This window comes from Planifilum fimeticola (genome assembly GCF_003001905.1).
GTDB classification, from domain to species: Bacteria; Bacillota; Bacilli; order Thermoactinomycetales; family DSM-44946; genus Planifilum; species Planifilum fimeticola.
In genome coordinates, this window is sequence record NZ_PVNE01000031.1 from 18,735 (window position 1) to 44,828 (window position 26,094).

Below are 26,094 nucleotides of genomic sequence, written 5' to 3' on the forward strand. Positions count from 1 at the left end.
GAAGGATGTCTTCGGCTCCCGCGTTCGACCGCTCCTTCAAGCAAAAAAACCCGGACCGCGCGGCCCGGGTGTTGATGTTTTTCTTTCCGCTTGGCTAACCCGTCAATGAGATAATCGGCCCGCATGCTTTTTCCCGATAAATTCCCCTTTACGATGTCCCACCCGTATCCTCCCTTCTCTTCCGCCACGATGCAGGTGCAACAACTGAATTCTGTAACGCGCGTCAGTTGGCCGCGGATTGCAGGAAACGGGGGAACCTCCAGAGGGCGACGACCAGACCCGCGGCACCGAACGCCAGAAGGACGGCGAGCGTTTTCCAGATATCGTAGATGTGGGCGCCGTGGACCATTACCTGCTGGAAGCCCTGCAGTGCCCAGAATTGCGGAGTGAAGTGGCTGATCACCTGTGCGAAGTGCGGCATCAGTTCCTCCGGCAGCCAGAGGCCGCCCAGGGCGGCACCACCCAAGGTGATCAACATGGTGATTCCGCGACCATGGTTTTCACTGCGGGCCAACAGGGAGACGGACAGGCCGATACCGGTTCCGCAGATCCCCAGGCACAACACAATCAGCGCGACGGCGCTGAGATCGCCGAGGGAGATGCCGTAGACTGCGTATCCGAAAGTGAGCAGGATCGTGCACTGGATCAAGACGGCCAAGAGCGCTGGGATCCACATCCCGATAAGGTACGCCAGCGGATTCATCGGCGTGCTCCGAAGCCTTGCCAACATCCCGGATTCCCTTTCGGCGAGAAAGCTGCGGATCATGCTGAAAATGATGAAGAAGACGAACATCACGGTGTAACCCGGCACAACCTGGTTGAGCACATTGTCCTTGCCGCCGGCGCCGCCCTCTTTGATTTCGCGGATGTGAATCGGCGGATCCAGGAGCTGTTTGACTTCGTCCGGATTCTTGCCGGCAGTGCTGAGGGCGGCACCCACGCGCTGTTCTTGATAGCGGGTGGCGACTGTATTCAGCACCGACTCAATCGGGCCGGTGACGGTTTCCTTGCCGATGTTGTGGTGGAACCGGATCTCGGCGGGACGTCCGGAGGTGACGGCATTTCCAAACCCTTTTTGGATGATGACCAACTCGCTCAATTTGCCATCCCGGACCTCCTGAAGCCGTTCGTTCAGCATCTCCGGGCCATCGGTCCGCAGGCTGAATCCTTTCACGCGCCCGACAGCACGGAGAAAGCTCTTGGACACCTTCGATTGATCCAGATCCACGCAATGGACGGTGATCGTGGCATTGGAGGATTCGGAAAACACGGATCCGAACAACACAATAAATAGCATGGGCATAATCAGGAGAAAAAACAAGTTGCCCTTTTCCTTGAACAGCAATTTCAATTCCTTGCGTATGATGCTTCGCATGTAGCGGCCTCCTTCGTTCATTGGCATCGGCCATCAATCCCGCAGACTCGTTCCGGTCAGTTCGAGGAACACCGACTCCAGCGAGGGACGGACCATCTCCAGGGCTCGGATGTCGAGTTTCTGTTCGAAAGCATTTTGCAACAGGAAATTCATCGCCTCCGACCTGTACTTGGTTTCAATCATCCAACCCTCATCACGCCGTGAGATTTTGCAGGGAAACGGGAAGGGCGGCAGCTGGCCAAATCCGTCCATCTCCACGTAAACCGCCTTTTTGCCGAACCTGTCCAGCAGGTCTGAGAGCGAACCCTGAGCGATGACGCGGCCGTGATCAATGATTGCGATATCGTCACACAGCGCCTCCACTTCCTCCATGTAGTGCGTCGAGTAGATGATGGTCATTCCTTGCGCCCGGAGCGAACGGATCATTTCAAAGATGTAGTTGCGCGATTGCGGGTCAATACCGACCGTGGGTTCATCCAGGATCAGCAGCTTTGGCCGGTGCAGCAGCGCGGCGGCGATGTTGATGCGACGTTTCATTCCGACGGAAAACGTAGCGACGGGTTCGTATGCGCGTTGTTCAAGGGCGGTCGCACGCAACACCTCCTGGATCCGCTGCCGCAGTTCAGACCCGCGAATGCCGTACATCTCTCCGAAAAAGACGAGGTTGTCACGGGCGCTCAGTTTTTCATAGAGAGTGATCTCCTGGGGAACATAGCCCACTTGGCGGCGGATGGCGTTCTGCTGTTTGGCGGTATCCAGGCCGAGGACCCGTACCGTGCCGGCGTCCGCCGTGACGATTCCCGTCAGGATCTTCATTGTCGTAGACTTGCCGGCACCGTTCGGTCCGAGCAGCCCGAAACAGGAACCGGATCGGACGGAAAAGCTCACCCCTTGCAAAGCGGCGATGTTGCCGTACGATTTGCGCAAGCCGCGAACATCCAGGGCTGTTTCCGTCGATTTTCGGGTGTCGAGTATGGTTTGCATCGTTGATCATCCTCCCCCATTTACATCGCCAGATGGCGGTTCAAAAGGTACGCCGCCAGTCGAATCAGGCCATAGGCCAGCAGCCAGCTGACAACGATCGGGATGAACAGGAAGGGCGACACGGAGAGGTTCGGCATGCCTGCGGTTTGGACGTGCAGGTAAACTCCGCCGTGCGCAAAAAGCAGCCACCACAGGCCCGAGAACAGGATCCACATCAGTGGGATGGCCGGCTTCGCCCGCGATTCGCCTAAGACACAGAAGAGAATGCCGAATGCGGTGACAAAGGGGCAGACGGAAAACAGGAGGGCGTTCCATTTCAGGCCTGTGAGCAAATAGCTTGCAGCGGAGTGCGGATCGAAAGGTCCGACCAATGCCATCGTATACAGTCCGAACAGCGCAAGGATGCAGTACACCACAGCGAAGATGAGAACGCTGCGCAGCAGGGCGGCAACAAACTTTGAAGTCACCAGGCGGAGGCGGGAGAAGGGAAGGGTCAGCCACCATCCGGCCGTGCCGTTTTTCCACTCGCTAGCGGTCAGGCTCGTCGCCATGCCAAAACTCAAGAAGGGCAGCCCGAAGGTGGTGAACCACACCGGTCCCAGATAAGTATGGCCGTGCAGGGCTGCATAGGTGGTAAGAGTCAGCAACACGGCCAGCGCCCCGCCGGCATAAGCCAGCCACCACCCTTTCGGGATCTGCATGTTGCGGCGCTTCCGCCGTTTGAAATCATGCTTTACGAGTGCCCAGAAATTCGATTGTGCAGCCATCGGAAACCTCCTAACGATACAGGGTTTTCATCACGGAGTTCATGGAACCGTATTGTCGGCGCAGTTCGTCCGCGTCCCCGCTCAGGACGACGCGCCCCGCGTCGAGAAACATGGCGTGATCAAACAACGCCTCCGCTTCGTACAGCTCGTGCGTGCTGATGAGCACGGTGCGTTCTCCATCACTGACATGGTCTATCAAACCTTCGATGATCCGTGCCCTGGAGACGGTATCGATGCCGGAGAACGGTTCGTCCAGGATGATGAGCGGAACCCGGCGGGCGATGCAGAGGATGAGCATCACGCGCGCCTCCTGTCCGCGCGACATGTCGCGGACATTCGCGTCCAGGTCCACTTTCATGAATTCCGCAAGACGTTTCGCTGTTTCGGGATCGAAACCGGGCAAGAAATTTTCCGCCCACGTGAACGCCTGGCGGACCGTGTGGTCTGGATACCAGCGGGCCCGGTCGGGCAGATAGGCGATATCGCGGTTTGTCCGCCACCCCGGGGGCCTGCCGAGCACCTGTACCCGGCCTTTGTCAGCCAGAGTGAGACCGGTCAAGAGTCGGAACAGGGTGGACTTTCCCGATCCGTTTGGACCGAGTATGCCGACCACGCGACCGTGCGGGATTGACAGGGTGAGTCCATCCAATGCCCGTTTCGATCCGTAGTGTTTGCGGACCCCCTCACAGTGAACGGCGATTTGGGTCATCGGCAGTATCCTCCTTCTTTTTGTCCTGCAGGCAACGTTCAATCTCTTCCCATGAATAGCCCAGACTTTGCATTTTTTCGAGGAACTCCTCGATTGCATGCTGTGCCAACTCGTTGCGAATCCGCTCTACGCGCTCTTGCGAAGTCGTGATGAAGGTCCCCTGTCCGCGCCTCGTCTCTGTCAGGCCGTCGCGTTCCAGTTCCTGATAGGCGCGGATGACGGTGTTTGGGTTGACTTTGAGGGCGCGCGCCATGTCCCGTACGGAAGGAATCTTTTCCCCCAACGCCATCTCTCCCTTGACAATCGCGTTTCTCATTTGTTGTAGTATTTGCTCGTACAACGGCTGGCTGAGATCTAAGTAAAACGTCAACGAGCCAACCTGACGTTCATCCACTCTCTTCCCTCCGTTCCAGCCCCGCAGGGAGTGTCATTGTGTTTAAGTGTATTATATCACTTAAGACACTCAAATCAACCCAAACACGCACTCCAAAAAATTCCGGCCATGATTTTCCTTGTTCGGGACGACGATGTGAGCGATGTTTCTTGAAATTTGGGGATGTGGCATGTCGTTCTCTCGGGGAGCGGATTCTTTGCTCCGAAGACGAGTGGACGCTTCGTGCCCGGATTTAATGTTTCCTCGTTTGGAAAAAGAAGGGAAAGAAGTTGTTGAGATGGAATGGCGGGACCCATATGGCCCAGGGGATTGCGGACGGAGTTGCGGCGGTTGCCGGAACGGAACCTGAACTGCCAAGGGTTTTCGTATTCCGCACGGGAATGCAGGATCCGCAATGCCGGAGGGGGTCCTTGAAGTTTTCGCGGTGGTGACTCATTTGTATCGGCGGCGGACGCATGACCCCGCAAGGCACCCTGTGGAGGTGTTTCCATATGGCCGCTTCGAAACGGTGGGATTCTGATTACCGGATGGGGCCATGGCAGATTTGGACCGAACCATTTTTATCCCGCCCATTAAAAATCCGCCTCAGCTCCTCGGTCGGACCGCCCGGCTGCTCTCCGTTCGGTCGCAATTTTCCTTCATGAAACCCATGAAGCGCCTCTTATTTTCATCTGGAAGGTGTATACTGGACGTAGTGGCAGACGGAAAGGAGGGCGTCGGTGAAAACAGGGTGCGAAACGGACCCGATGATTCGGGTCAGCCGATTGGTCAAACGTTACGGGGGAAAGCCGGTGGTAAGCGGCATCAGCTTTGAGGTGGCGGAAGGAGAGGTATTCGGCCTTTTGGGGCCCAACGGAGCGGGGAAGACGACGACGATGGAAATGATCGAGGGCCTGCGCCTTCCCGACGAAGGGGAGATTTTCGTGGGCGGCATCGACGCCATCCGCCATCGGGACCGGGTCAAGCGAATCATCGGCGTTCAGCTGCAATCGACGGCCCTGTTTGAACATCTTACCGTCCGGGAGTCTCTTCAGCTCTACGCCAGCTTTTACGGCACCGCCCAGCCCCTCGATTCGCTCATAGACTCCTTCGACCTGAGGGAAAAGGAAAGGACCCTGGTGAAGCATCTTTCCGGCGGACAGCGGCAGCGGCTGGCCATCGCCCTGGCGGTGGTGCACGATCCCAAGGTTCTCTTTCTGGACGAGCCGACCACGGGGCTGGATCCCCAGGCCCGGCGCGGCCTGTGGGAGATCATCCGGAAGCTGAAGGAGGAGGGTCGGACGATCTTTTTGTCCACCCATTACATGGAGGAGGCGGAGCAGCTCTGCGACCGGGTGGCCATCATGGACCGGGGAGAGATCATCGCTTTGGATACGCCGGCGGGATTGATCCGGGGATTGGAGTCGGAAAGCGTCGTGGAGTTTACGGCGGAGACGGAGGCGGGGGCGCCGTTTCACCGGCTCCCGGGAGTGAAGGAAGTGAGGCGGGCGGGGGATCGGCAGCGGGACGTCATCCTTTTGACGGATCGCCTTCAGGAGACGCTGAGCGGATTGATCACCTGGGCCGGTGAGCGGGGGGTGGCCCTGAAGGATCTCCGCACCCGGACGGCCACCCTGGAGGATGTGTTTCTACAGCGGACAGGAAAGAGGTTGACGCAGGAATGAAAGCATATTTCCAACTGACCAAGGCGCAACTGTTGCTGTTCGCCCGCAACCGGAACATCGTGATCTGGACGCTGTTTTTTCCCATTTTCATGATGCTCGCCCTGGGAATGCTGGTCGGAGACGGCATGGGCTTTCAGGTGAGGGTGGCGGTGGCCGACGAGGACGATTCGGCGGCGTCGCGGCAATTTGTCGGGGAACTGGGAAAAACGGAGGGAATAGATCTCATCCCCTCCTCCGACGGCGGCGGAGGGGAAATGGTCCGCAGCGGGGAGGCGGACCTGGTCGTCGTGGTGAAAAAGGGTTTTGGCCAGCGGGTCGCATCGCCGGAGGAAGGGGAAACGGCCCGGCTGATCGCCCTCTACTATGACAAGGGCAATCCGACGGTGGCGGAGGTCGGGACGGCGCTGATCCGCCAGATGGTGGACCGCCTGAACAAGCGGCTGGTCCGGTTTCAGCCGGTGATCGGGGTGGAAGAGATCAATGTCCAGAGCCGGCCGATGAGTTATACCGATTTCCTCGTCCCAGGCATTTTGTCCCTGATGATCATGAACAACAGCCTGAACGGCGTGGCCGGCACCATCGCTTCGTGGCGGGAGCGGGGAATCTTGCGCCGCATGCAGGGAACCCCCCTGTCCAGCGCCACCTTCATCGCGGGGCAAATCACCGCCCGCATCCTCCTGAACGCGGTGCAGGCGATCGCCGTCCTCCTGGTGGCCTATTTCGCCTTTGACGTTCACGTCTACGGTTCCTGGGCGGCATTGATCTTTTTCATCCTGCTCGGAACGCTGACCTTCCTGTCGATCGGCTTCATCATCGCCAGCCTGGCCCGCAGCCCCGAGAGCGCGGGACCGATTGCCGGGTTGGTCTCCTTTCCGATGATTTTCGTCGGGGGGATCTTTTTTCCCATCCGAAATTTGCCGGACTTCCTGCAGCCGTTGGTCGAGGTGATTCCCATCGTTCACCTGACCCGCGCGCTTCGGGACATCATGAACGCGGGTGCCGGACTGGCGGATCTGTGGATGCCGACGGCGGCCTTGGCGGCCTGGCTCGCCGTCTCTTTCCTGGTGGCGGCCTGGAGTTTTCGGTGGGATGTGGAATGACGGGGGTGAACGCGAGATGATTCTCGGTATCGGCATCGATCTGGTGGAATTGGAGCGGATTCGCCGGTTCGGGGCGGAGCGGCTGGCGCGGCGCATATTGACCGAGAGGGAAAGGGCCTGCCTGCCGCGGTCGGAAGGACGGATCCTGGAATTTCTCGCCGGCCGGTTTGCGGCCAAGGAGGCGGTGTCCAAGGCGGCGGGCACGGGGATCGGCAAACTGAGCTTTCAAGACATCGAAATCCTTCCCGACGAAAGAAGCTGTCCGCAGGTCCGCCTCAGCCCGCGGGGCCGGGCCGTCCTGGGGTGGGAGGAGGAGGTGCGCCTCCATCTCTCCATCACCCATTCGGACCATTATGCGACGGCGATGGTTGTGGCGGAGAGGATCTGACCGGCTGAGGGTCTGTCAACCTTGTCTGCATATTCAAAGGGACGGGGACATACATATATATCGCGGTTGGGAGGGACATGTGTGTACTTGACAACTGCACAGGAGATGCGCGATCTGGACCGTTATGCCATCGAAACGATCGGCATTCCCGGTGTGGTGTTGATGGAAAACGCCGGGAAGGCGGTGGCCCGGTCGCTGACGGATCGACTCCCGCGTCCGGGAACCGCCCTCGTCCTCGCCGGAACCGGCAACAACGGCGGAGACGGGTTTGTGGCAGCCCGGCATTTGGCCGCCGCCGGCTGGAAAGCGGTCGTCTGGCTGGCGGGACCGGAAGAAAAGTTGACCTCCGATGCTCGCGTCTTTTTCCAGGTGTGCCGCAATTTGGGAATTCCCGTCGTCCGGGATGCGGAGGAACGCCGCGGTGAACTCATTCGCCGGATCGAGGAGGCGGATGCCATCGTCGACGCCCTGCTGGGCACCGGCATTCGGGGGCAGGTGCGCCCCCGGGCGTTGGAACTGATCCGCCTGGTCAACGAACACCGCCGGGGCGCCGTTGTCGCCGTCGATGTGCCCAGCGGCGCCGACACGGACACGGGGGCCCTGTTGCCGGAGGCGATCCGCGCCGACTGGACGGTGACCTTTGCCTATCCCAAGTGGTGCCACTATCTCCTGCCGGCCGCCGACCACTGCGGCGAAGTGATCGTGGCCGACATCGGCATCCCCCGGTCGGCGGCGGAACACCGTCCCCCCGCAGCCCGCGTCAACGACCCGTCTTGGTGGAGAGAGTGGCTGCTTCCCCGCTCCCGCTGGTCCCACAAGGGGACGTACGGACATCTGCTGGTCGTCGGCGGATCGCGGGGGATGCTCGGCGCCGCCGTCCTCGCGGGGCTGGCGGGACTACGCATCGGTGCGGGGCTTTCGACGGTGGCCGTCCCCGCCGCCCAGGAACCGATCCTCGCCGCCAAGGTGACGGATGCGCTGGTCTGGGGATGGCCGGATGACGGAGAGGGGCGGTTCGCCGAAGACAGCGTCCGGATATTGCCGGAACGAATCGACCGGTTCACCGCCGCCGCCGTGGGGCCAGGGCTGGGACGGTTTCCCGGCGAAGGGGCTTGGCTTCGGGAATTGCTCGAAACCCTTCCGTTTCCGGTGGTGTTGGACGCCGACGGGTTGAATATCCTGGCGGAGCATCCCGATGCGCTTCGCGCCCGGAGAGGGGAGACGATCCTGACGCCCCATCCCGGGGAAATGGCCCGTCTGGCGGGGACCACTGCGGCCGGAGTGGAATCGTCCCGTCACACCCTTGCCCGCGAGTGGGCGGAGAAGACGGGGAGCGTGGTGGTGTTGAAGGGAACCCACACCATCATCGCCTTTCCCGACGGAACCCAGATGGTGAATCCGACGGGCACTCCGGCCATGGCCAAAGCGGGATCCGGCGATGTCCTGAGCGGGGTGATCGGCGGTTTGCTCGCTCGGGGAATCCCCGCGTCCGTTGCGGCTGCGATGGGGGTTTACTTGCACGGCCTCGCCGGCGAGCTCGCCGTCCGCACGTCCGAGCACAGCCTTCTCGCCTCCGAGATCCTGTCACAACTGGGTGCCGCTCTTTCCCGGCTCGCGTCCGATCGCGCCCGTGCCTAACCGACACATTTCCCGGGAAATCGACGAAGGGGCTGATCAAATGCGTCGGAAAGCGTGGGCGATCGTGACTCTGGTGATCGTCTTGACTCTTCTGGCGGGATGTGGTCCCAAAAGCGCCGAAGAAGTGGTGAACGACTTGTCCGAGCGCTCCGAGGACCTGAAAAGTTACCGCAGTCAGGCCAAGATGACGATTCAGACCGGCAGCAAGCCGCAGGTGTACGATGTGGAGGTTTGGTACAAACAACCGCACTATTACCGGGTCAGCTTGAAAAACGTGAACAAGGACATCACCCAAATCCTCCTTCGCAATGATGACGGCGTATACGTACTGACCCCCCATCTGAACAAGAGCTTTCGCTTCCACAGCGACTGGCCGGAATCCAGCGGGCAGGTATATCTGTACCAGACGATCCTGAACAGCATCATCGACGATTCCTCCCGCGTGTTCACCGCCGGCAAGGAAGATTACCGGTTCGAGGTGGCGGCGAAGTTTGAACAGAATCAGTCGTTGGTGAAGCAGCGGATTTGGTTGGATCGCAAACTGAATCCCAAGAAGGTGGAAGTGCTGGATTCGGACGATCAGGTGAAGGTGCTCGTGGAATTCAACCGGTTTGAGCCCGATGCCAGCTTTGACAAGGACGCCTTTGACATGGAGCGGAACATGACCGGTTACGGTGATCCGACGATCGTTCCCTCCTCGGGCCGGGAAGAGGAATCGGCGGAGAAGGAAGAGAAGAAGGAGTTCAGCGTTCTGACCCCCGGATGGATTCCGGAGGGAAGCCGCTTGGTCGATCAGCAGACCGTGAACAGCCCGGAGGGCAAAGTGGTGATCATGCGCTACCAGGGCGAATCCTCCTTCACCCTGAGCCAGAAGAAACCGGAGGCGGTGCAGGCCAGCCTTCCGCTGTACGGGCGACCGATCGATCTCGGCTTCACCCAGGGCATCCTTTTGGAAACGGATGAAAACAAACGGCTTTCCTGGACCTATGAGGGAACCGATTTCGAGTTGGTGGGCAACCTGCCCGTGGATGTCATGACCCGGATCGCCCGCTCCATCGAAGAACAACCCGCCAAATGAGGGAAGCGGTCCCCTGTGGAGTCAACCCTTTTTCAAGAGAGGACAGAGAGATCTGTCCTTTTTTGCTTTTTTGGACAGCTCGAACAGTTCTCTCGGGCGCCTTTTCGGGAAATCGAGTCCCCCTTATGGACTTTCTCTGAAAGAAAGGTTAAAATGCTATTACGAAATGGTTATTTGTGTGTTTGAAAAATAATGTAAATCGCTGAAAAATTAGGGGGAAGCGGTGTGGCGGAAACGAGCCTTTATTACAAGCTGGGCGGCCAGAAGGCGATCAAAGCCGTCGTGGAGGAGTTTTACCGCCGGATGTTGGAGGACGAGCTGGTGAACGAGCTTTTCAAAGGGATCGACATGAACCGACTCAAGGCTCACCAAACGGCCTTCCTTTCCTATGCCCTCGGCGGACCCGTCGAATACGACGGAAGGACCCTGCGGGAGGGGCACAAGGGGCTGAACATCACCTCCGAGCAGTATGAGCGGATGATCCGAATCATGAACGACACGCTGAAGACCTTCAACGTCTCTACCGACGACCGGATCAAGATCGAGTCCTTCCTCCGTTCGGTCAAACCTTTTGTCGTAGGGCATTAAACTCCGGTTTTTTGGTTGAAAGTCGAGCGGAAAATATGGACTATTCTTAGTCTATTGAATGAGCAGTCAATTGCGGATAAAATAGAGAATGGGAATTATCAACTCATAATTCTAACATCGTAGCAGTTGTTCCGTTACAACACATTCAGGTTTAACCCTTTCTACATATCTCCGTGTTTCGCGAGAGGCTTGATGGATAGCCCTTGCAATAAAGCAAACGACGAGGAGGAACCGTCATGCAGGAAAGCGCGCAAACCACCCTTTACGAGCAGCTGGGGGGCCAAGAAGCGATCAATGCGGTCGTCGAGGAGTTTTACGCCCGGGTGTTGGCGGATGAAAAGGTGAGGGATCTGTTCAAGAACACGGATATGGAAAAGCAGAAACGTCATCAGGCCGCCTTCATCGCCTACGCCACCGGCGGACCCAACCGCTATCAGGGGCGCACCATCAAAAAGGCCCACGAGGGATTGGGCATCACGGAGGAGCAGTTTATGGCGGTTGCCACACACCTGTCCGACTCGCTGAAGCACTTCAATGTCCCGCAGCATTTGATCGATCAGGTGATCGAACTTTTCGCCTCCCTGAAGGGCGATGTCGTCGAACAATAAAAGAGATGGACAAGCCTTGATGTCGGAGGGGGCCGCCCGCTTGGCGGCCCCCTCCATTTGTTTTTTCGGTCAAAGGGCGCAGACCCGCCGTCCGGGCGGGTCACAGCCGGATGCCGAAATGTTCCGCAAGAAGGCGGGACCACTCTTCCTCCGAAGCGACGGGATGCGTCCTCTGCTCTCCGTTTTCGGTCACCTTCAGTGCGGTATCGGTCAAGGTGAGCCGACCGGAGCGCGTGGCCAGGGAGCAGAGCCGGTTCCGGGTAAAGTGGGAATCCGGCGAGGTTTGATGGTATCTGCACATGTCCAGAAATTCCTCTATGCTGCGGGGAACAAGGGTGAACCGATAGGCGTCGGACCAGTTTTCGCCGCTTTGCCGCTGCATCGCGTACTCGCCGCTTTCCAGGCGCCTCACCCGGTACACGCCGCCGATGTCTTCCCGAACTTCTCCGCTTATGGGCAACGGGCGGCGGAAGGCGTTTCCGAACCCCACATCCACCAGGTAGGGCTCATCCAGGGTGACGATCAGGGCGAGGTGGTCGAATTCGGGGCTGAAACCGCCCTGATCGGTTCGCACCCTCGCCGAGATGAGGATGGAATCATACCCAAGCGACTGCAGTAGCCAGTGAAACAGGTGGTTCAGCTCATAGCAGAATCCTCCCCGCTTTTGCCGCACGATCTTCTCAAAAAGGGAGGGGATATCGAGGCGAATCGGCCGTCCCAGATGAATGTTCAAATTTTCGAAGGGCACCCTGAGCAGGTGGCGTTCGTGCAACCGCTCGAGGAAGGAAAGGGTGGGTTTCGGCGGGGCGGTGAGATCGAGGAGATCAAGATATGCCTGTACGTCCGGGTTGACATTCGCTCGCATCGGCGGCCTCCTGTCATTTATTAATATAGTAAATAATAATGTTGTATAACCGATTATACCATACCCCGCCGCCGCAGGAGCGAAACCCTTTCTTATTTCGAACCGCGGAGAGACATCCGGTGCATTTCATCGGGGGAGTTTCCTGAGGTGGGATTTACATCCTCAACGAAGGGGGAGGGACGGAGTTCTGCTGTCGGAGGAGACGGTGGGGTTTTCCCGGGAACGCGGGCCGCATGCTCGATGCGGGAAAGCCCGCCGCCTAAAAATGTCCAAAGTTATTGACATCCCCGTGCATGCTTGTTAATAATGGACATATCCAGTCCTTTTGACGCAGGTGGTGCCGTTGAAAAACAAGATCAAAGAAATACGAAAAAAGCTGGGGCTGACGCAAGAGCAGCTCGCCAAGGCGTGCGGAGTTGCCAGACAGACCATCAATTGCATCGAAAATGACAAATATGACCCTACGCTGGGATTGGCGTTTAAATTGTCCAGAGTATTAAAAGTGAAGGTGGATGAGTTGTTTGTCTATGAGTAAATTTCATGCGGGTTATACCATCACCATGAAAGATATTGTAAGGGAAGGCAATCCGATTCTGCGCCAGCGGGCCCAAGAAGTGAACGTGCCCTTGTCTGACGAAGATCGAGAGACGTTAATCTGCATGATGAACTTCTTGAAAAACAGCCAAGACCCCGTGTTGTCCAAGAAGTATCATCTGCGGGCAGGCGTCGGTTTGTCCGCCAATCAAATCGGCTTGAATAAACGGATGTTCACGGCCTATTTTGTGGATGAAGAAGGAATGCAACATGAATATGCCCTCGTGAATCCGAAAATCATCAGCCATTCCGTTTGGATGATTTATTTGCCGGAAGGGGAAGGCTGTCTCTCGGTGGACCGGGAGGTAAAGGGGTTTGTCCCCCGATATGAATGGATCAAAGTCAAAGGGTTTGATTCAGAGGGAGAAAAAGTAACCTTAAAACTAAAAGGGTATGCTTCCATCGTCATTCAACACGAGATCGATCATCTGAACGGGATCCTGTTTTATGACCGCATGAATAAAGAAAATCCTTTTCTCGTGCCTGAAAACTGCCGGAGCCTTTTTTAAACCCAACTTTTTCGGCTGGGGCTTCCAGAAGAGACACCCTGCAAAAAAGCAGGGCGTCTCTTTTTTTCAAGATTCCTTTTCCGGGCGCCCGGTTTCGGATATACTAAAAGTAAGTGATTACTCACTATCCCACGAAGAAAGTCGTCGGCCTTCAAGGGGCCTGCATTTAGGTGCAAGACCGCTTTGTCGGCCGATGCGGAGCTTCCTGCCATCATATTTCCTTGCCCGACCCCTTCTCTTTCGATGCCGAGGGGGCGTAACGCGCCTTTTTTCGAGATCGAAGTGGAAGGACATGATTGAATCCCGGAGGTGAAAGAGCGTGTGGAAACGGATCGGTGCGCTGGTGCGGAAGGAATTTGTTCAACTCCGGCGGGACAGGCGGACCTTGGCGATGATGATCCTTTTGCCGATTCTCTGGCTGGTTGCCTTCGGCTACGCGGTCAACTTTGACGTTCCTCACCTGAAGGTTTTCGTGGTGGACCGTGCGGACAACGGGGACAGCCGGGACGTCATCGATCGGATCGATCGCCACGATTCCCTGGAGGTCGTCGGAAGCGGTTCCGAGGAGGATGCCGTCGACAGGATCAAGGACGGCACGGCGGACGTCATCCTGGTTTTTCCGGAAGCCTTTGAATTCCCCGCCAAAGACGAGGATTCTCAGCTGAAGATCCAGGTGGACGGAAGCCGGTTGTTTACCGCTCAATCGGCGGTACGGGAATTGAACGACGTGCTGAAGGACCTGCAGAAGGACAGCATCCGGGACATAAAGGAGGAGCTGGAGAAAACCTTTGAAAAATCCCGGGAGGATTCCCTGTCCCTTTCGCTTTCCGGAGACTCCCCGCTTTCCAATCTTCCCCCGCAGGCGGCCGAATCGCTTTGGAAGCAGATCGAATCCCGGGTGAAATCCGCCCTGGAAGAGCGGATGGAGGAGCGGAAGGATGAGCTGGAGAAACAGCTTCCCGACCCGGAGGCGTCGATGCCGGATGTGGATGTGTTGTACAATGCCGACTTGAAAAGCGTTCATTACATGATCCCGGGGCTGGTGGGACTTGTGTTGATCTTCATCACCACCCTGATGACCGCGCTGGGGGTGGTCCGGGAGAAGGAACGGGGCACGCTGGAGCAGCTCATCGTGTCGCCGCTCCGCCCTTTTGAGCTGATGCTGGGGAAAGTTCTCCCGTACATGATCATCGCCACGCTGGATTTTGCCATCGTTTTCGCCGCGGGCGTCTATTGGTTCGACGTGCCGTTCAGGGGCGATCTGTTCTCCTTTATTCTGGTGGCGCTGCTCTTTTTGTTCAGTTCCCTCGGGATGGGCCTTTTGGTCTCCACCGTGTCGCAGAACCAGCAGCAGGCGATGCAGCTGGCCGTGATGACGCTGGTGCCCCAGATTCTGCTCTCCGGTTTCATCTTTCCGCTGGAGGCGATGCCCTGGGGCATCCGGTGGATCGCCTACGTGCTGCCCCTCAGCTATTTCCTGCCGATCAGCCGGGATGTGTTTCTCAAGGGGATGAGCGCCTGGGATTATCCCTTGGAATTTGCGGTGCTTGCCTTTTTCGGCGTGTTTTTCCTGCTGGTGGCGACCATCCGTTTTCGGCGCAGTTTGACATGAGGAGGGGACGCGGATGTGGACCTTTGATCGGGTGACGGTGCGGTACAAGGAAGGGGCGGCGGCGCTGGAGGATTTCAGCGGACGCCTGGCGGAAAAGCGGATCTTCGGGATCGTCGGACCGGACGGCGCGGGCAAATCCTCCCTCCTCAAACTGATGGCCGGTTCGATTCGGCCGACCAGCGGGCGGATGGCGCGGGAGGGGAGGTTCCAGATCGGATATGTCTCGGAGAGTTTCGGCCTGTATGAGGATATGAGTGTCGAGGAAAATCTCCGGTTCTACGGCTCCCTGTACGGACTGAAGCGGGCGGAGGCGGAGGAGCGGTCGAGGGATCTGCTCCGACGGGCGAAGCTTCTCCCCTTTGGAGGCCGGCTGGCCGGAAAATTGTCGGGAGGGATGAAGCGGAAGCTGGCCATCGTCGCCGCCGTGCTGCACCGCCCCTCCTGCCTGATCCTGGATGAGCCGACCCACGGGGTGGATCCGTTGGCCCGCCGGGAGATATGGGCGCTGATCGAAGAGCTGGCGCGAGAGGGAACGCGGGTGGTGGTATCCACCCAGTATCTGGACGAGGTCGCCCGTTGCGACGAAGTGCTCTTCCTCCACCGGGGACGATTGCTGGTCCGGGGCAGCCCGGAGGAACTGATCCGGTGTTTTCCCCATCGGGTGTTCCGGATCCCGGAGATGCGGGAAGCCCGGGTCCGGGAACTGAGGCGGCTCCGAACCGTTCCCGGCGTGGTGGACGCCTTTCCCCGCGGCGTCCACTGGATCATTCTGGCCGAGGGGGATGAGGTGTTGGAGCCGCTGAAGGACCATCTGAACGGGATGGGATACCGGCGGGAGATCGAACCGGCGGAACCCGAGTTTGAGGATGTGTTCATCCAATGGATGGGGGAGGCGGAGGAACGTGATTGAGATTCGCGGTCTGACCCGGCGGTTTGGTTCCTTCCGGGCGGTGGATGATGTATCATTGACAGTGACGCCGGGAAAGATTTTCGGACTGATCGGTGCCAACGGAGCGGGAAAGACGACGCTGATCCGCATGCTTTGCGGGCTTCTGCCGCCCAGTGAGGGATCGGCTTCCGTCTTCGGATGCGATATCGTGAAGGACAGGTACCGGATCCGGGAGCGGATCGGCTATATGTCCCAGAAGTTTTCCCTCTATCCCGATCTGACGGTGTGGGAGAACCTCGATTTTTACGCCCGGCTGTACGGGGTTTCCGACCGGCGGAACCGCGTGGAGGAACTGGTGGAGGAATTTCGACTCAAAGAATCGGTTCGCCGGCCGGTTTACGCACTGGGAGGAGGATTGCGCCAGCGAGTCGCCTTTGCCGCCGCCCTGGTCCATTCCCCGCTGTTGTTGATCCTGGACGAGCCGACCAGCGGAGTGGATCCGCTCACGCGCCGGCTGTTCTGGGAACAGCTTTATGAGCGGACCGAGCGCGGCGCGACGGTGTTGGTGACCACCCACTACATGGACGAGGCGGAACGGTGTGACGAGGTGGCCTTGATGAACCGGGGGCGGATCGTGGTGTCCGGGGGGGTGCGCGAGATTCGGGATCGGTTCCGTTCCAGGCTCGGAGAGCGGCCGTCGTTGGAAGACATTTTTGCCGATGTGATCCGTCGAGGTGGAGATGATGACAAGCAAGAGCTGGGATGAATGGGTAAAGACGATAGCGGATGAGTACGAGGTCAACCTGGATCCGGCCCAGCGGCAGACCCAAAAGCAGAAACAGATCCTGGAGGCCGCCATCCACGTGTTTGCCGAAAAGGGATACAGCGGCGCCTCCACCCATGAGATCGCCGAACGGGCCGGGGTGGCGGAGGCGACCATCTTCAAGCATTACCGCACGAAAAAGGGATTGCTCCTGCGCCTGGTGGTTCCGGCCATCGCCAAGGTGGCCGCTCCCTACATCGCCCGTCCGGTGCTCCATCTCCTGGAGCAGGACAAACCCCTTCACGAGGTGATGCAGGATGTGATCGTCGACCGCATCCAACTCGTTGAAAACAACTGGAAACTGATCAAAATCATCCTCGTGGAGAGCCTGTTCCATCCGGAACTGCGGGAGGCGCTGCAAAACCACGTGGCCAAAAACCTGATGGCCATGGCCGGTGAAAAGCTGGACCGCCTGAAAGAGCAGGGGAAACTGCGGAACGACCTGCCCACTTATGTCCTGCTGCGCAGCGCCATGTCGCTGGTGATCGGCTACCTGCTCGCCCGCAATGTTTTTCCGGAGGTGTTTGCCCGTTCGGAGGAAGAAGAGGAAATCCGCATGATCGCAGACGTCTTCGTCCGGGGGGCCGGAGGCCCCAGGGCCCGGGAGGAGATGGAAGGCGGCGGGTGATGCTTTGCAGGCGAGCGGATCGGCCGCCTGCAAGGATTTTTTCCGAGTGCTCCGCAGGATAAATTGGAGCTCGATCCGTTAATTGAAAAGGGTCGCATCGCCGGCAGGGTTCCGCGGGTACGTCCAGATCGGCGGGAATCGTTCCGGCGCAACCTTCCATCTCCGATCCCGGCAGACTTACGGTTGTCAGCGGAGGAAGCGCCCTTCCTGGTAATCGCGGAGGGCTTCGCGGATTTGTTCCTGGGTGTTCATGACAAAGGGGCCGTATGCGACGACCGGTTCCTTCACCGGTTCTCCGGCATACAGGAGAAGGCGAAGCTTTTCACGGGCGGTCACTTGGACCTCGGTCGGTTCACCGCGCTCATGGCGGCTGAAAAAGAGCACCTGCCCCGCTTTTCCTTCCGCTTTCTCGGCCCCGAAGGCGCCGCTTCCCTCCAAGATGTACAAAAAGCCGTTGTAGTGGCCCGGCAGGTCCTGTGAGACGGTGCACCCCGGTTCCACGTTCATCTCCACCATCGTGACCGGGACGATGTTTCGGGTCGGCGCCTGAACGCCTTTGGATGAGCCGGAGAAGACGCGGATGGTTGCCCCGTCCTCTTCGCGCACGGGCATCTCCTCGGCCCGCAGGTTTTGGTAGCGCGGCTCGGTCATTTTATGGGTGCTCGGCAAATTGATCCACAGCTGCAAGCTGTGCACCGTCGATCCGGGAGCCGGGTCCTCCTTGTGAATGACACCCCGGCCGGCGGTCATCCACTGCACATCGCCGGGACCGAGCTTGCCGTGACCGGCGTTGCTGTCGTAGTGCTCCAGCTCGCCGCTGATCACGTAGGTGACCGTCTCGATTCCGCGGTGGGGATGTTCCTCGAAGGTTCCCCGTTCAAAGATGTCTTCCATCAGCAGCAAAAAAGGGTCATATTCTTCCCATTTTCCCGGTTCCAGGACCGGTCCGCTGCGGTGGATGGGACTGTTGACGGCCAGTTCAACCGAACGGATATGACGAATACGCCGTTGGAAAGCCATATTTCTCACCCCTGTGGATCTTTTTTAAAAGGCTCCCGCACCGCCACCTCCGCCGCCTCCACCTCCGCCGACGGAAAATCCCGAACCGGAGGATGTATTCCAGGTTATGGGGACGACCGAGAAGGTGAGGGAGGTTTCCCTGGGATCGGCGATCAGCGGCAGTTTTTTTGCCAATTCACTATATTTCCCCACATCCCCGTAATGCCGGACAAAGGAGTCCGACACGCCCAGCACGATGGCGTATTGCAAGAGCTTTTCCCTCTGCTCGGGATCGCTCCCCGCGGGATATGTGCCGTCTTTCAACGCCTTGCGCCAGGATTTGACGGCGGAGCGGCGGGTCATCCCTTTGAAAGTGAGGGGAAAAGCGGGGGCAACCGCCATGGAAAGGAACGACAGAAGCATCAAATCGAAATAGGCGTCCAACACATCGGATGCCTCCAGCAGCGTGACGAGGGCGAAGGGGGAGATCGCCAAAAAGAGGATAAAACGGCCTTTGCGCCGATATTTGAGAGCAGAACGGCACGCCAATGCCCCCAGAACCACGCCTGCCAGGACGATGAACTTGTTGTCCACTACATCCGCATAATACAGATAAATGCTGATGCCGAAATGAACCAGGAGAAGACACCAAGTGATATATTTCAGGAACCCGGACTCCCGGATATCGGGAGCAAAGGACCGATGCGTCAGCACATGCTCCTTCCAATCGTGAAAGGTGTCGCTGTTCAATCTTCGGGCAATCGACTTCAGGGTGCAGGTGCGATATCGCTTCCCCCATATTCTCTCCCGTTTCTTGAAAAGGGAATCGATCAAATGCCGTTCATGCTTGTTCAGGTCCTGTGTCTCTTCCTCCCAAAGAAACTTAAAGTCGTCCTTGGTTTTCTCTATGCGGATGATCCCCCTCTGATACAGGGAGAACAAGCCGGCGATCAAATCCTGCGGTTTTAACTTTCCCTTCCGGTACACGAGAGCGACCAAGAGAGGATCCAATTCCTCCAACCGTCCCGCTTCGCCGGATTTTCCGCGGGCCAATACCCACCGCAAAATCCTGAAGAAAACGTATGACAGAATTGCCGCAAGCAGCGTAAGTGACATAAGATCCAGGGCCGATTTTCCCGTTTCCAATAATCTTTCACGGGCGGCGAAGCGCGCCTGGAGCGCTTTCTCTTCGGACAAGATGTCGGCTTTCCTGTTCTTGTCCGCGGTCAAATCCGCCTTCGGCAAAAATTCGCCCGGGAAAAGGAGCCGGATTTCGGAGGTGACTCCGGCGGGAAACAGGGTCGTCTGATAGCGGATGGAATGGTCCGTGATTTCCGTAAACCGTCCATCCGCCCGTTCATGCAAGAAATACCGGATTTGATCTTTTGCAAAGGGCTTTGGCAAAATCACATCGATCGTCACCCGATGAAGATCGGATTCATTGCTGGAATCAAAGAAGGCCCAGTAAAATTCGGCGGTATCCTTGTATTTTCTCACGGCGTTGTTCAGGCGATACCGGTAGTAAACCCGCTTTTTCTCATTTTTGGAGGCGGTGTACACATAATACGTCTCCCCATCCAACTCGGTCTTCAATCGCTGCGAATCCTCGAGGGAGAATTCCCCCAGGGATTTACCCCGGGGCGGCAGATAGGCTTCAAAGAATTCCACCCCGTCGTGGCCCTTCTTTTTAATGGTGCGCGTCGTTCCGTTAAATTCTCCTTTAAAATCGTAGGTGTACAATTCCTCTACATAGAGATCGCCATCCTCCAGGATGTAAGCCCGGATGTCCAACCGTTCGATGGTGTAATCTCGTTCTTCGTCACAACCCGGGAGAAAGATCAGGATGAGAAGAAGGAAGCATAAGGCAGCCGTTTTTTTCATCCGTACACCTCCATGATCGTCGGGACGGCGATTCGAGTGGTCTTGGCCGCTTCGTTCCAATCGAACTCGGGCAAAAGTCGGGATTATGGAAGGATTGAATAAGTCTCTAATTATCATACACGATCTCCCAAAAATATGAAGCGTTTTGCTTCGGTGGAAGAAAAAAACCGCCCGGAGAAAGGCTTATTTTCATTCAAACGGAAAAAGCTTGCGGCAAGCAGCCCGGGGGACACTCGCCGCGGGGTGGGTGTCTCCCCTTGGCAATCCGGCGGAGAAGAGGGTATGATGAGGAGGTAAAAGGGGATAAGCCGGGTGCAGGCATGTTCGATCCCGGATCTTCGCGGGCTTTCCCATTTTGCAAGACCTTCGATCAGAGATCATGAGGTGACCCCATGGATTCCGAGATTATCTGTGAAGAAACCACCCCCTACACGGTCCTCCTCTACCGGAAGGATCGGGAACTTCGCCTGTGGGAGGTCGGGGGGTTTTTGATCGGTCTTTTCCCTTTGCTCTCCCTTTTCCCGTTTCGTTCCGCTCCTTTCGTCGCCGCGCTGCTCCTTCTCGCCGCGGCGGTGATGGCCGGGATGCCCGCGCTGTACCGGGCCGTCTACCGCCCCAGGTACATCCTGTACAAGGATCGGCTGGAGATCCGCAAAGGCCGAAGGCGGGAGATGGTGCCCTTGAACCGGGTGAAGCCGGCCTACGATCTGCCATACTTTTATATGATTGACGGAAAGCGGACCCCCCTGCTGGTTAGCGATGATTTTCTCGGACGATTGAACGAGCGGATGGAAATTTTGCGACGCGGGTGGGAATGAGCATGAATCAGGACGCTTATTTTCGGGATACGGTGGCGGAAGTGGATCTGGATGCGATCCGGCACAATGTCCGGCAGTTTCGCAAACACCTCCCGGAATCCGTCCGGCTGATGGCGGTGGTGAAGGCGGACGCCTACGGACACGGGGCGGTGCCGGTGGCCCGTGCGGCGCTGTCGGCGGGGGCCGACTGCCTCTCCGTGGCCTTTTTGGACGAGGCTCTGGAGCTGCGGGCGGCGGGAGTCTCCGCGCCGATCCTGGTGATGGGTTACACCCCGCCCCGGGCGGTGGGGGAGGCGATCAGGAACAACATCACCCTCACCGTTTATTCGGAGGAGGTGGTCGAAGCGCTCGGCCGCCAGGCGGCCCGGGAGGGGAAAAGCGTGGATGTTCACGTGAAGGTGGACACGGGGATGGGCCGTCTCGGGCTGTTGGAAGAGGAGATGTCGGCCTTTCTGCGCCATCTCGCCCGGTTTCCCCACCTCCGGATCGGCGGGTTGTTTACCCACTTCGCCTGTGCCGATGAATCGGACAAGGGGTATACCCGCTTTCAATATCGGCGCCTTCTCGGGTTCGTCGACCGCTTGCGGGAGGCGGGGGCGGATGCGCCCCTCATCCACTGTTCCAACAGCGCGGCGGCCATCGACCTGCCGGAATACGGGCATTCCCTGGTCCGCCTCGGCATCAGCATGTACGGATATTATCCGTCGGAAGAGGTGAACCGGAGGGCCGTCCGGCTGAAGCCGGCCCTCACGCTGAAAACGCGGATCGTCCGCCTGAAAAGGCCTCCGGCGGGAACGGGTATCAGCTACGGAAAGACGGCGACGGTGGACGGAAGCCGCTGGATCGCCACCGTTCCCATCGGCTACGCCGACGGCTTAAGCCGCCGCCTCTCCAACCGGGGATCGGCGCTGGTGAGGGGACGGCGGGTCCCCATCGTCGGGCGGGTTTGCATGGATCAGACGATGCTGGACGTGACGGAGGCGATGCCCGCCGCCGTGGGGGACGAAGTGGTCCTTTACGGCCGGCAGGGAGACGAGGTGATCAGCGTGGACGAGGTGGCCCGCCTGTTGGACACCATCTCCTATGAGGTGACCTGTGCGGTCGGCCGGCGGGTTCCCCGGGTGTACCTCGAGGGAGGGAAGCGGGTCGGGGTGATCAACCGGCTGACGGGGGCGGAGCGCATTTTTTGACGAAACATGAAGATCATGTGGAGTTTCTTTGACCCGGAAGGAATTTCAGCGGCGGAGTCGAATACATTTAATACTGCCTATATACTGGAAAAGTTGCGGATCCGGCCGTCCTCCGGGTATATTTTTGCATTGCGAACGGCAAAATGGTAGTATTGTCTAGAGAAGTTTGTGAACGGGATGATTGGTTGGGGGTGCGTGGTGTTGGCAGAGACAAAAAGAATCATGATCACCCTTCCGAAACATCTGTTGCAGGAAGTTGACGGTTTGGCGCAAAAGGAGAATTCCAACCGCAGCGAATTGATCCGGCAAGCGACCAAGCTCTATCTGCAGGAGCGGAAAAAACGGATGATTCGCGAGATGATGCAACGCGGTTATATGGAGATGGCCAAAATCAACTTGAACATTGCTTCGGAAGCCTTTGATGCCGAGGAAGAGGCTGATGATACTTTAGATCGCTTGGTTAGCGGGGTGTAAGGGTTTGATCGTGAAGCGTGGCGATGTGTATTTTGCCGATCTTTCGCCGGTCGTGGGATCGGAACAAGGTGGGGTGCGCCCGGTTCTCGTGATTCAGAACAATATCGGGAACCGGTTTAGCCCCACCGTCATCGTCGCCGCGATTACCGCCCAGATCCAAAAGGCCAAATTGCCCACCCATGTGGAGATCGATGCGAAAACCTACGGCTTCGACCGGGATTCGGTCATCCTGCTGGAACAGATCCGCACCATCGACAAGCAACGGCTCACCGACAAAATCACGCACCTGGACGACGAAATGATGGCGCGGGTCAACGAGGCCCTGCAAATCAGCCTCGGTTTGATCGATTTTTGACCTCGCGAAGAGATGCGGGAAGAGTAACCGCATCTCTTTTTTTGTAGTATAATGGACTCGTATTCATGGATCGGCGGTGGTTCCCCTTTGGCCCGTCGGTTGTGACTTTTGGCAGACCGCGGTTTGGGGTGAATTTATGAAACGAGACGATGTCAAAAAGCAGTACGAGGATCTTCTATCCGATTATTTGCTGAACAGACGGGAGGATCTGCTGTACGCCGCTCAGCAGTTGAGCAAGTGGATGATTGAGCAGCGGATTTCCCCCGAAGAGATTGTCAGCCTGCATGCGGCGGTCATCAAAAAGATGGTTCCGGACGTGCCCCAGGCGATTGTGGATTCCTTCGACATGTTGATTGAAATCATGATGGGTTATGGGATCGCCTACCGGGAGCACGAGAGTTTGGTTCATCGACAGCAGGAGCTGGAATACGAAATCGAAGTGGCCGTCGGGATGCAGCAGACGCTCCTTCCGGAAACGCTCCCCACCTTCCCGGGGATCGACATCGGCGTGATCAGCGTTCCCGCCAACAAGATGAGCGGGGACTACTACAACGTGGTGGATCACGGTCGGGGGAAGATGGGGGTGGCGCTCTCGGACATCATCGGAAAAGGCATTCCCGCCGCCTTGTGCATGTCGATGATCAAATACGCGATGGACGGATTGCAGGAGGGATCCCTGCGCCCCTCGGAGATTCTCAGGCGCCTCAACAGCGTCGTGGAGCGAAATGTAGATCCCAGCATGTTTATCACGATGGTCTACGGCATCTACAATACCCGGACCCACCGCTTCTTTTACGCGACGGCGGGCCATGAACCGGGATTGGTGTTCCGGGCGAAGGAACGGAAATTCGAGAATTTGCCCACCCGCGGACTGGTTCTCGGCGTTTCTCCGGACGCCACCTACACCGATTACGCCGTGGATCTCTCCCCCGGAGATGCGATCATCCTCTTTTCCGACGGCGTGACCGAGTGCCGGGTGAACGGCGATTTCCTTGGCCGGGAAAACCTGCGCCAGGTGCTCATATCCTGCATGGATCTCCCCGCTCAAAAGGCAGTGGAAGCGGTTTACCAGCAAATTTACCGGATGGCCGGTTATGAGCTGAATGATGATCAGACCTTGATGATCATCCGCCGGAAATGAACCGGCCACAGGATGGGGGGATCGGACCGGACAAGTTCCCAGCCGCCTCGATGAGGCACGGGGTCTGGAATCCCGTACCATCCCATACGTTTTATCCCTGTTTAATGGGATTTTCTTCCCGTTTTCAACTAACAGAATCAGGTTTTTTTTTCACCCCGAGGGGGAAAGGTGTAAGTGAGCATCGGAGGTTGAGGATATGAACGTAACGATTCATGAAAAAGCGGAATCCGATAAGATCACGACTCTGGTCGTGGAAGGCGAGGTGGACGCCTACACCGCGCCCCGTCTTCGCGAGCGGCTGATCCCCTTGTGTGAAAAGGCGGAAGTGGTGAATCTGGACTTGTCCAAGGTGACCTACATGGACAGTACCGGATTGGGTGTGCTGATCGGGGCGTACAAGGCGCTGCGCACGTCGTCCGGCCGTTTGAGAATATACGGGATCAATCCTCGTTTGGAGCGGCTGTTTCAGATCACGGGCCTGAGTGAGATTTTCTGTGTGGAAGACAAGTCGCAGGGGGACGGAAAATCATGAAGGAGCAACCGAAAGACATGATCGAGCTGACCATTCCCGCCAAGGCCGACTTTGTGGGGGTAGTCCGCCTGGCGGTATCCGGAATTGCCAGCCGGATGGGTTTCTCCTACGATGACATCGAGGATCTGAAGGTGGCGGTCGCCGAAGCCTGCACCAACGCGGTACATCACGCCTACAAGGATCAGCGGGGAGAGATTCTCATCTTCTGCGGGATCTTTCCCGACCGATTGGAGATCGAGGTGGTCGACAGGGGTCCCAGCTTCGACATTGCGGAAGTGCAGGCGCGATCGGGCCCACTCAATGGACACATGCCCGTTCACGCATTGCCGGAGAGAGGGTTGGGCCTCTACCTGATGAAGTCTCTGATGGACAGGGTGGAGATCAAAGGAGACGGCGGCATCGCGGTGACCCTGACCAAGTATATCCGGAGGGACGAGGTGGAGGAGGATGTCGACTCGCCCACAGAAACCCGATCTCACTGAGAATCAAATTTTGGAAATGATCCGCCAGTATCAGCGGGAAGGGGATGAGGAAATCCAAGCCGCGCTGGTGGATTATTATTCCGAATTGGTGGAAACCCTCGCAGCCAAATTTTCGCGGGGGGCCGAACTCTTCGAGGACCTGGTCCAGGTGGGGATGATCGGGCTTCTGGCCGCGTTGAAGCGGTATGATCCCTCCTACGGGCGAAGCTTCGAGGGCTTTGCGGTTCCCACCATCATCGGCGAGATTAAACGGTACATCCGGGACAAGACCTGGAGTGTGCATGTGCCTCGACGGATCAAGGAACTGGGTCCCCGCATCAAAAAAGCGGTGGAGGATTTGACGGTTCGTTTTCAGCGCTCACCCCAGATTGCAGAGATCGCCGAATATCTGGGTGTCACTCCGGAAGAAGTGTTGGAAACGATGGAAATGGGTCGCAGTTACAACGCCGTCTCCGTTGACACACCCATCGAGGCCAACAGCGACGGCAGCCAGGTGACGCTGTTGGATCTGGTGGGAAGCATGGATGAGGGTTTTGAGCACGTCGATCAGAAGATGGTGCTGGAAAAGGCCTTTCAGGTGCTGACGGAAAGGGAACGGGACATCATCCGCATGACCTTCTTTGATAACCTGAGTCAGAAACAGGCGGGAGAAAAACTGGGGATTTCCCAGATGCACGTGTCCCGTCTGCAGCGGCGGGCGCTTCGCAAGCTGCGCGAAGCGATTCGGATCGAACCGTCGGAATGCATTTAACCTTCCCGGTTGAGTGGCGTGGGAGGGATTATTTTTTATTCGGGGATGCGTACGGATTCAGAGAAGGTCAGCCGTTCTCCCTTTTCCCGGTGCCAGTCGGCCTGACGCCGTGCCATTTCCCCTTGCGGTGGTTGTCAAAATAGAAGCGCCCTTGCCGGGCGCTGAGGCTGTTGACAAAGAAGGGTCAACAGCCTTTTTTGTTGAATTCGGAATAAAACAATTCCGAAGGAAGGTTTTTATATGTTCAGGACGAACCCA

Annotated in this window: 30 protein-coding genes; 21 read left to right on the top strand and 9 right to left on the bottom strand. The window is 57.8% G+C overall.

What is annotated here, in order from left to right; genetic code table 11:
- Positions 1-223 precede the first annotated feature (223 nt).
- Genes CLV97_RS15425 through CLV97_RS15445 form a run of 5 tightly spaced genes read right to left on the bottom strand, consistent with a single transcriptional unit; the run spans position 224 to position 4,229 of the window.
- Complete coding sequence (locus CLV97_RS15425; protein WP_106346424.1) at positions 224-1,375, bottom strand: ABC transporter permease; 1,152 nt, start codon at positions 1,373-1,375, stop codon at positions 224-226.
- A gap of 33 nt (positions 1,376-1,408) precedes the next feature.
- On the bottom strand, positions 1,409-2,359 hold the full coding sequence (locus tag CLV97_RS15430) for an ABC transporter ATP-binding protein (RefSeq protein WP_106346425.1): 951 nt from the start codon (positions 2,357-2,359) through the stop codon (positions 1,409-1,411).
- A gap of 20 nt (positions 2,360-2,379) precedes the next feature.
- On the bottom strand, positions 2,380-3,126 hold the full coding sequence (locus CLV97_RS15435) for an ABC transporter permease subunit (protein ID WP_106346426.1): 747 nt from the start codon (positions 3,124-3,126) through the stop codon (positions 2,380-2,382).
- Between the two features lie 10 nt (positions 3,127-3,136).
- On the bottom strand, positions 3,137-3,835 hold the full coding sequence (locus CLV97_RS15440) for an ABC transporter ATP-binding protein (RefSeq protein ID WP_106346427.1): 699 nt from the start codon (positions 3,833-3,835) through the stop codon (positions 3,137-3,139).
- Positions 3,810-4,229: a GntR family transcriptional regulator gene (locus CLV97_RS15445; protein WP_106346428.1), complete on the bottom strand. Its 420-nt coding sequence runs from the start codon at positions 4,227-4,229 to the stop codon at positions 3,810-3,812. The genes CLV97_RS15440 and CLV97_RS15445 overlap by 26 nt, the downstream gene beginning before the upstream one ends.
- A gap of 746 nt (positions 4,230-4,975) precedes the next feature.
- Between CLV97_RS15445 and CLV97_RS15450 the strand changes: the two genes are divergently transcribed.
- The 7 genes from CLV97_RS15450 to CLV97_RS15480 all read left to right on the top strand — a co-directional run bounded on the left by CLV97_RS15450 (position 4,976) and on the right by CLV97_RS15480 (position 11,293).
- Entirely contained in the window at positions 4,976-5,893 is a 918-nt protein-coding gene (locus CLV97_RS15450; RefSeq protein ID WP_106346454.1) for an ABC transporter ATP-binding protein, read from the top strand.
- The gene (locus CLV97_RS15455) at positions 5,890-6,993 is read left to right on the top strand and encodes an ABC transporter permease (protein WP_106346429.1); all 1,104 of its coding nucleotides are present in this window, start codon (positions 5,890-5,892) and stop codon (positions 6,991-6,993) included. The genes CLV97_RS15450 and CLV97_RS15455 overlap by 4 nt, the downstream gene beginning before the upstream one ends.
- 16 nt (positions 6,994-7,009) lie before the next feature.
- The gene (acpS, locus tag CLV97_RS15460; RefSeq protein ID WP_106346430.1) at positions 7,010-7,381 is read left to right on the top strand and encodes a holo-ACP synthase; all 372 of its coding nucleotides are present in this window, start codon (positions 7,010-7,012) and stop codon (positions 7,379-7,381) included.
- 81 nt (positions 7,382-7,462) lie between these two features.
- Positions 7,463-9,019, top strand: coding sequence for an NAD(P)H-hydrate dehydratase (locus tag CLV97_RS15465; protein ID WP_146130523.1), 1,557 nt, complete (start codon positions 7,463-7,465; stop codon positions 9,017-9,019).
- A gap of 40 nt (positions 9,020-9,059) precedes the next feature.
- Positions 9,060-10,097, top strand: a complete 1,038-nt coding sequence (locus CLV97_RS15470) for an outer membrane lipoprotein-sorting protein (RefSeq protein ID WP_106346432.1) — start codon at positions 9,060-9,062, stop codon at positions 10,095-10,097.
- Positions 10,098-10,322: 225 nt separating this feature from the next.
- On the top strand, positions 10,323-10,685 hold the full coding sequence (locus CLV97_RS15475) for a group I truncated hemoglobin (protein WP_170070567.1): 363 nt from the start codon (positions 10,323-10,325) through the stop codon (positions 10,683-10,685).
- Positions 10,686-10,921: 236 nt separating this feature from the next.
- Positions 10,922-11,293 carry a group I truncated hemoglobin gene (locus CLV97_RS15480; protein ID WP_106346434.1) on the top strand — a complete coding sequence of 124 codons (372 nt, stop codon included), beginning with the start codon at positions 10,922-10,924 and terminating at the stop codon, positions 11,291-11,293.
- A gap of 100 nt (positions 11,294-11,393) precedes the next feature.
- Here the strand turns inward: CLV97_RS15480 and CLV97_RS15485 are convergent, their stop codons facing one another.
- Positions 11,394-12,158, bottom strand: a complete 765-nt coding sequence (locus CLV97_RS15485) for an arylamine N-acetyltransferase family protein (protein WP_106346435.1) — start codon at positions 12,156-12,158, stop codon at positions 11,394-11,396.
- Positions 12,159-12,501: 343 nt separating this feature from the next.
- Between CLV97_RS15485 and CLV97_RS15490 the strand changes: the two genes are divergently transcribed.
- From CLV97_RS15490 to CLV97_RS15515, 6 genes are all read left to right on the top strand, one after another.
- Positions 12,502-12,693 (top strand): helix-turn-helix transcriptional regulator, encoded by a 192-nt coding sequence (locus CLV97_RS15490; protein ID WP_106346436.1) that lies wholly within the window; start codon positions 12,502-12,504, stop codon positions 12,691-12,693.
- Positions 12,686-13,261 (top strand): peptide deformylase, encoded by a 576-nt coding sequence (gene def, locus CLV97_RS15495; RefSeq protein ID WP_106346437.1) that lies wholly within the window; start codon positions 12,686-12,688, stop codon positions 13,259-13,261. The genes CLV97_RS15490 and def overlap by 8 nt, the downstream gene beginning before the upstream one ends.
- Before the next feature lie 319 nt (positions 13,262-13,580).
- Positions 13,581-14,873 (top strand): ABC transporter permease, encoded by a 1,293-nt coding sequence (locus tag CLV97_RS15500; protein ID WP_106346438.1) that lies wholly within the window; start codon positions 13,581-13,583, stop codon positions 14,871-14,873.
- 13 nt (positions 14,874-14,886) lie between these two features.
- Entirely contained in the window at positions 14,887-15,783 is an 897-nt protein-coding gene (locus CLV97_RS15505; protein WP_106346439.1) for an ABC transporter ATP-binding protein, read from the top strand.
- The gene (locus tag CLV97_RS15510; RefSeq protein WP_245891638.1) at positions 15,776-16,528 is read left to right on the top strand and encodes an ABC transporter ATP-binding protein; all 753 of its coding nucleotides are present in this window, start codon (positions 15,776-15,778) and stop codon (positions 16,526-16,528) included. The genes CLV97_RS15505 and CLV97_RS15510 overlap by 8 nt, the downstream gene beginning before the upstream one ends.
- Complete coding sequence (locus CLV97_RS15515; protein WP_170070568.1) at positions 16,506-17,213, top strand: TetR/AcrR family transcriptional regulator; 708 nt, start codon at positions 16,506-16,508, stop codon at positions 17,211-17,213. Before CLV97_RS15510 ends, CLV97_RS15515 begins: the two co-directional genes overlap by 23 nt.
- 186 nt (positions 17,214-17,399) lie before the next feature.
- Here CLV97_RS15515 and CLV97_RS15520 read toward each other — a convergent pair whose 3' ends face one another.
- Positions 17,400-18,233, bottom strand: coding sequence for a pirin family protein (locus CLV97_RS15520; protein WP_106346442.1), 834 nt, complete (start codon positions 18,231-18,233; stop codon positions 17,400-17,402).
- Between the two features lie 24 nt (positions 18,234-18,257).
- A complete protein-coding gene (locus CLV97_RS15525) occupies positions 18,258-20,093 on the bottom strand; it encodes a DUF2207 domain-containing protein (protein WP_170070569.1) in 1,836 nt (611 codons plus the stop codon).
- Positions 20,094-20,485: 392 nt separating this feature from the next.
- On the opposite strand from CLV97_RS15525, the gene CLV97_RS15530 reads away from it, so the two are divergent.
- The 8 genes from CLV97_RS15530 to sigB all read left to right on the top strand — a co-directional run bounded on the left by CLV97_RS15530 (position 20,486) and on the right by sigB (position 25,836).
- On the top strand, positions 20,486-20,911 hold the full coding sequence (locus tag CLV97_RS15530) for a hypothetical protein (protein WP_106346444.1): 426 nt from the start codon (positions 20,486-20,488) through the stop codon (positions 20,909-20,911).
- Between the two features lie 2 nt (positions 20,912-20,913).
- Positions 20,914-22,101: an alanine racemase gene (alr, locus tag CLV97_RS15535; RefSeq protein WP_425440577.1), complete on the top strand. Its 1,188-nt coding sequence runs from the start codon at positions 20,914-20,916 to the stop codon at positions 22,099-22,101.
- Positions 22,102-22,278: 177 nt separating this feature from the next.
- The gene (locus CLV97_RS15540) at positions 22,279-22,575 is read left to right on the top strand and encodes a CopG family ribbon-helix-helix protein (RefSeq protein WP_106346446.1); all 297 of its coding nucleotides are present in this window, start codon (positions 22,279-22,281) and stop codon (positions 22,573-22,575) included.
- A 4-nt stretch (positions 22,576-22,579) separates the two neighbouring features.
- Complete coding sequence (locus CLV97_RS15545; RefSeq protein WP_106346447.1) at positions 22,580-22,930, top strand: type II toxin-antitoxin system PemK/MazF family toxin; 351 nt, start codon at positions 22,580-22,582, stop codon at positions 22,928-22,930.
- 136 nt (positions 22,931-23,066) lie between these two features.
- Positions 23,067-24,071 (top strand): PP2C family protein-serine/threonine phosphatase, encoded by a 1,005-nt coding sequence (locus tag CLV97_RS15550; RefSeq protein WP_106346448.1) that lies wholly within the window; start codon positions 23,067-23,069, stop codon positions 24,069-24,071.
- A 196-nt stretch (positions 24,072-24,267) separates the two neighbouring features.
- Complete coding sequence (locus CLV97_RS15555) at positions 24,268-24,603, top strand: STAS domain-containing protein (RefSeq protein WP_106346449.1); 336 nt, start codon at positions 24,268-24,270, stop codon at positions 24,601-24,603.
- Positions 24,600-25,085, top strand: a complete 486-nt coding sequence (rsbW, locus tag CLV97_RS15560; protein ID WP_106346450.1) for an anti-sigma B factor RsbW — start codon at positions 24,600-24,602, stop codon at positions 25,083-25,085. The genes CLV97_RS15555 and rsbW overlap by 4 nt, the downstream gene beginning before the upstream one ends.
- Positions 25,051-25,836, top strand: a complete 786-nt coding sequence (gene sigB / locus CLV97_RS15565; protein WP_106346451.1) for an RNA polymerase sigma factor SigB — start codon at positions 25,051-25,053, stop codon at positions 25,834-25,836. The genes rsbW and sigB overlap by 35 nt, the downstream gene beginning before the upstream one ends.
- Positions 25,837-25,893: 57 nt before the next feature.
- Here the strand turns inward: sigB and CLV97_RS18420 are convergent.
- Positions 25,894-26,094 (bottom strand): hypothetical protein (locus tag CLV97_RS18420; RefSeq protein ID WP_211295772.1); only part of this gene is annotated, 201 nt, incomplete at its 5' end.

Coding starts and splice junctions, on each gene's coding strand:
- CLV97_RS15430 (WP_106346425.1), bottom strand. CDS start 2,359: ATGCAAACCATACTCGACACCCGAAAATCGACGGAAACAGCCCTGGAT.
- def (WP_106346437.1), top strand. CDS start 12,686: ATGAGTAAATTTCATGCGGGTTATACCATCACCATGAAAGATATTGTA.
- CLV97_RS15425 (WP_106346424.1), bottom strand. CDS start 1,375: ATGCGAAGCATCATACGCAAGGAATTGAAATTGCTGTTCAAGGAAAAG.
- alr (WP_425440577.1), top strand. CDS start 20,914: ATGAATCAGGACGCTTATTTTCGGGATACGGTGGCGGAAGTGGATCTG.
- sigB (WP_106346451.1), top strand. CDS start 25,051: ATGTCGACTCGCCCACAGAAACCCGATCTCACTGAGAATCAAATTTTG.
- CLV97_RS15540 (WP_106346446.1), top strand. CDS start 22,279: ATGATTGGTTGGGGGTGCGTGGTGTTGGCAGAGACAAAAAGAATCATG.
- CLV97_RS15525 (WP_170070569.1), bottom strand. CDS start 20,093: ATGAAAAAAACGGCTGCCTTATGCTTCCTTCTTCTCATCCTGATCTTT.
- CLV97_RS15555 (WP_106346449.1), top strand. CDS start 24,268: ATGAACGTAACGATTCATGAAAAAGCGGAATCCGATAAGATCACGACT.
- CLV97_RS15470 (WP_106346432.1), top strand. CDS start 9,060: ATGCGTCGGAAAGCGTGGGCGATCGTGACTCTGGTGATCGTCTTGACT.
- CLV97_RS15450 (WP_106346454.1), top strand. CDS start 4,976: ATGATTCGGGTCAGCCGATTGGTCAAACGTTACGGGGGAAAGCCGGTG.
- CLV97_RS15480 (WP_106346434.1), top strand. CDS start 10,922: ATGCAGGAAAGCGCGCAAACCACCCTTTACGAGCAGCTGGGGGGCCAA.
- CLV97_RS15550 (WP_106346448.1), top strand. CDS start 23,067: ATGAAACGAGACGATGTCAAAAAGCAGTACGAGGATCTTCTATCCGAT.
- CLV97_RS15440 (WP_106346427.1), bottom strand. CDS start 3,835: ATGACCCAAATCGCCGTTCACTGTGAGGGGGTCCGCAAACACTACGGA.
- CLV97_RS15435 (WP_106346426.1), bottom strand. CDS start 3,126: ATGGCTGCACAATCGAATTTCTGGGCACTCGTAAAGCATGATTTCAAA.
- CLV97_RS15530 (WP_106346444.1), top strand. CDS start 20,486: ATGGATTCCGAGATTATCTGTGAAGAAACCACCCCCTACACGGTCCTC.
- CLV97_RS15515 (WP_170070568.1), top strand. CDS start 16,506: ATGACAAGCAAGAGCTGGGATGAATGGGTAAAGACGATAGCGGATGAG.
- rsbW (WP_106346450.1), top strand. CDS start 24,600: ATGAAGGAGCAACCGAAAGACATGATCGAGCTGACCATTCCCGCCAAG.
- CLV97_RS15520 (WP_106346442.1), bottom strand. CDS start 18,233: ATGGCTTTCCAACGGCGTATTCGTCATATCCGTTCGGTTGAACTGGCC.
- CLV97_RS15485 (WP_106346435.1), bottom strand. CDS start 12,158: ATGCGAGCGAATGTCAACCCGGACGTACAGGCATATCTTGATCTCCTC.
- acpS (WP_106346430.1), top strand. CDS start 7,010: ATGATTCTCGGTATCGGCATCGATCTGGTGGAATTGGAGCGGATTCGC.
- CLV97_RS15455 (WP_106346429.1), top strand. CDS start 5,890: ATGAAAGCATATTTCCAACTGACCAAGGCGCAACTGTTGCTGTTCGCC.
- CLV97_RS15505 (WP_106346439.1), top strand. CDS start 14,887: ATGTGGACCTTTGATCGGGTGACGGTGCGGTACAAGGAAGGGGCGGCG.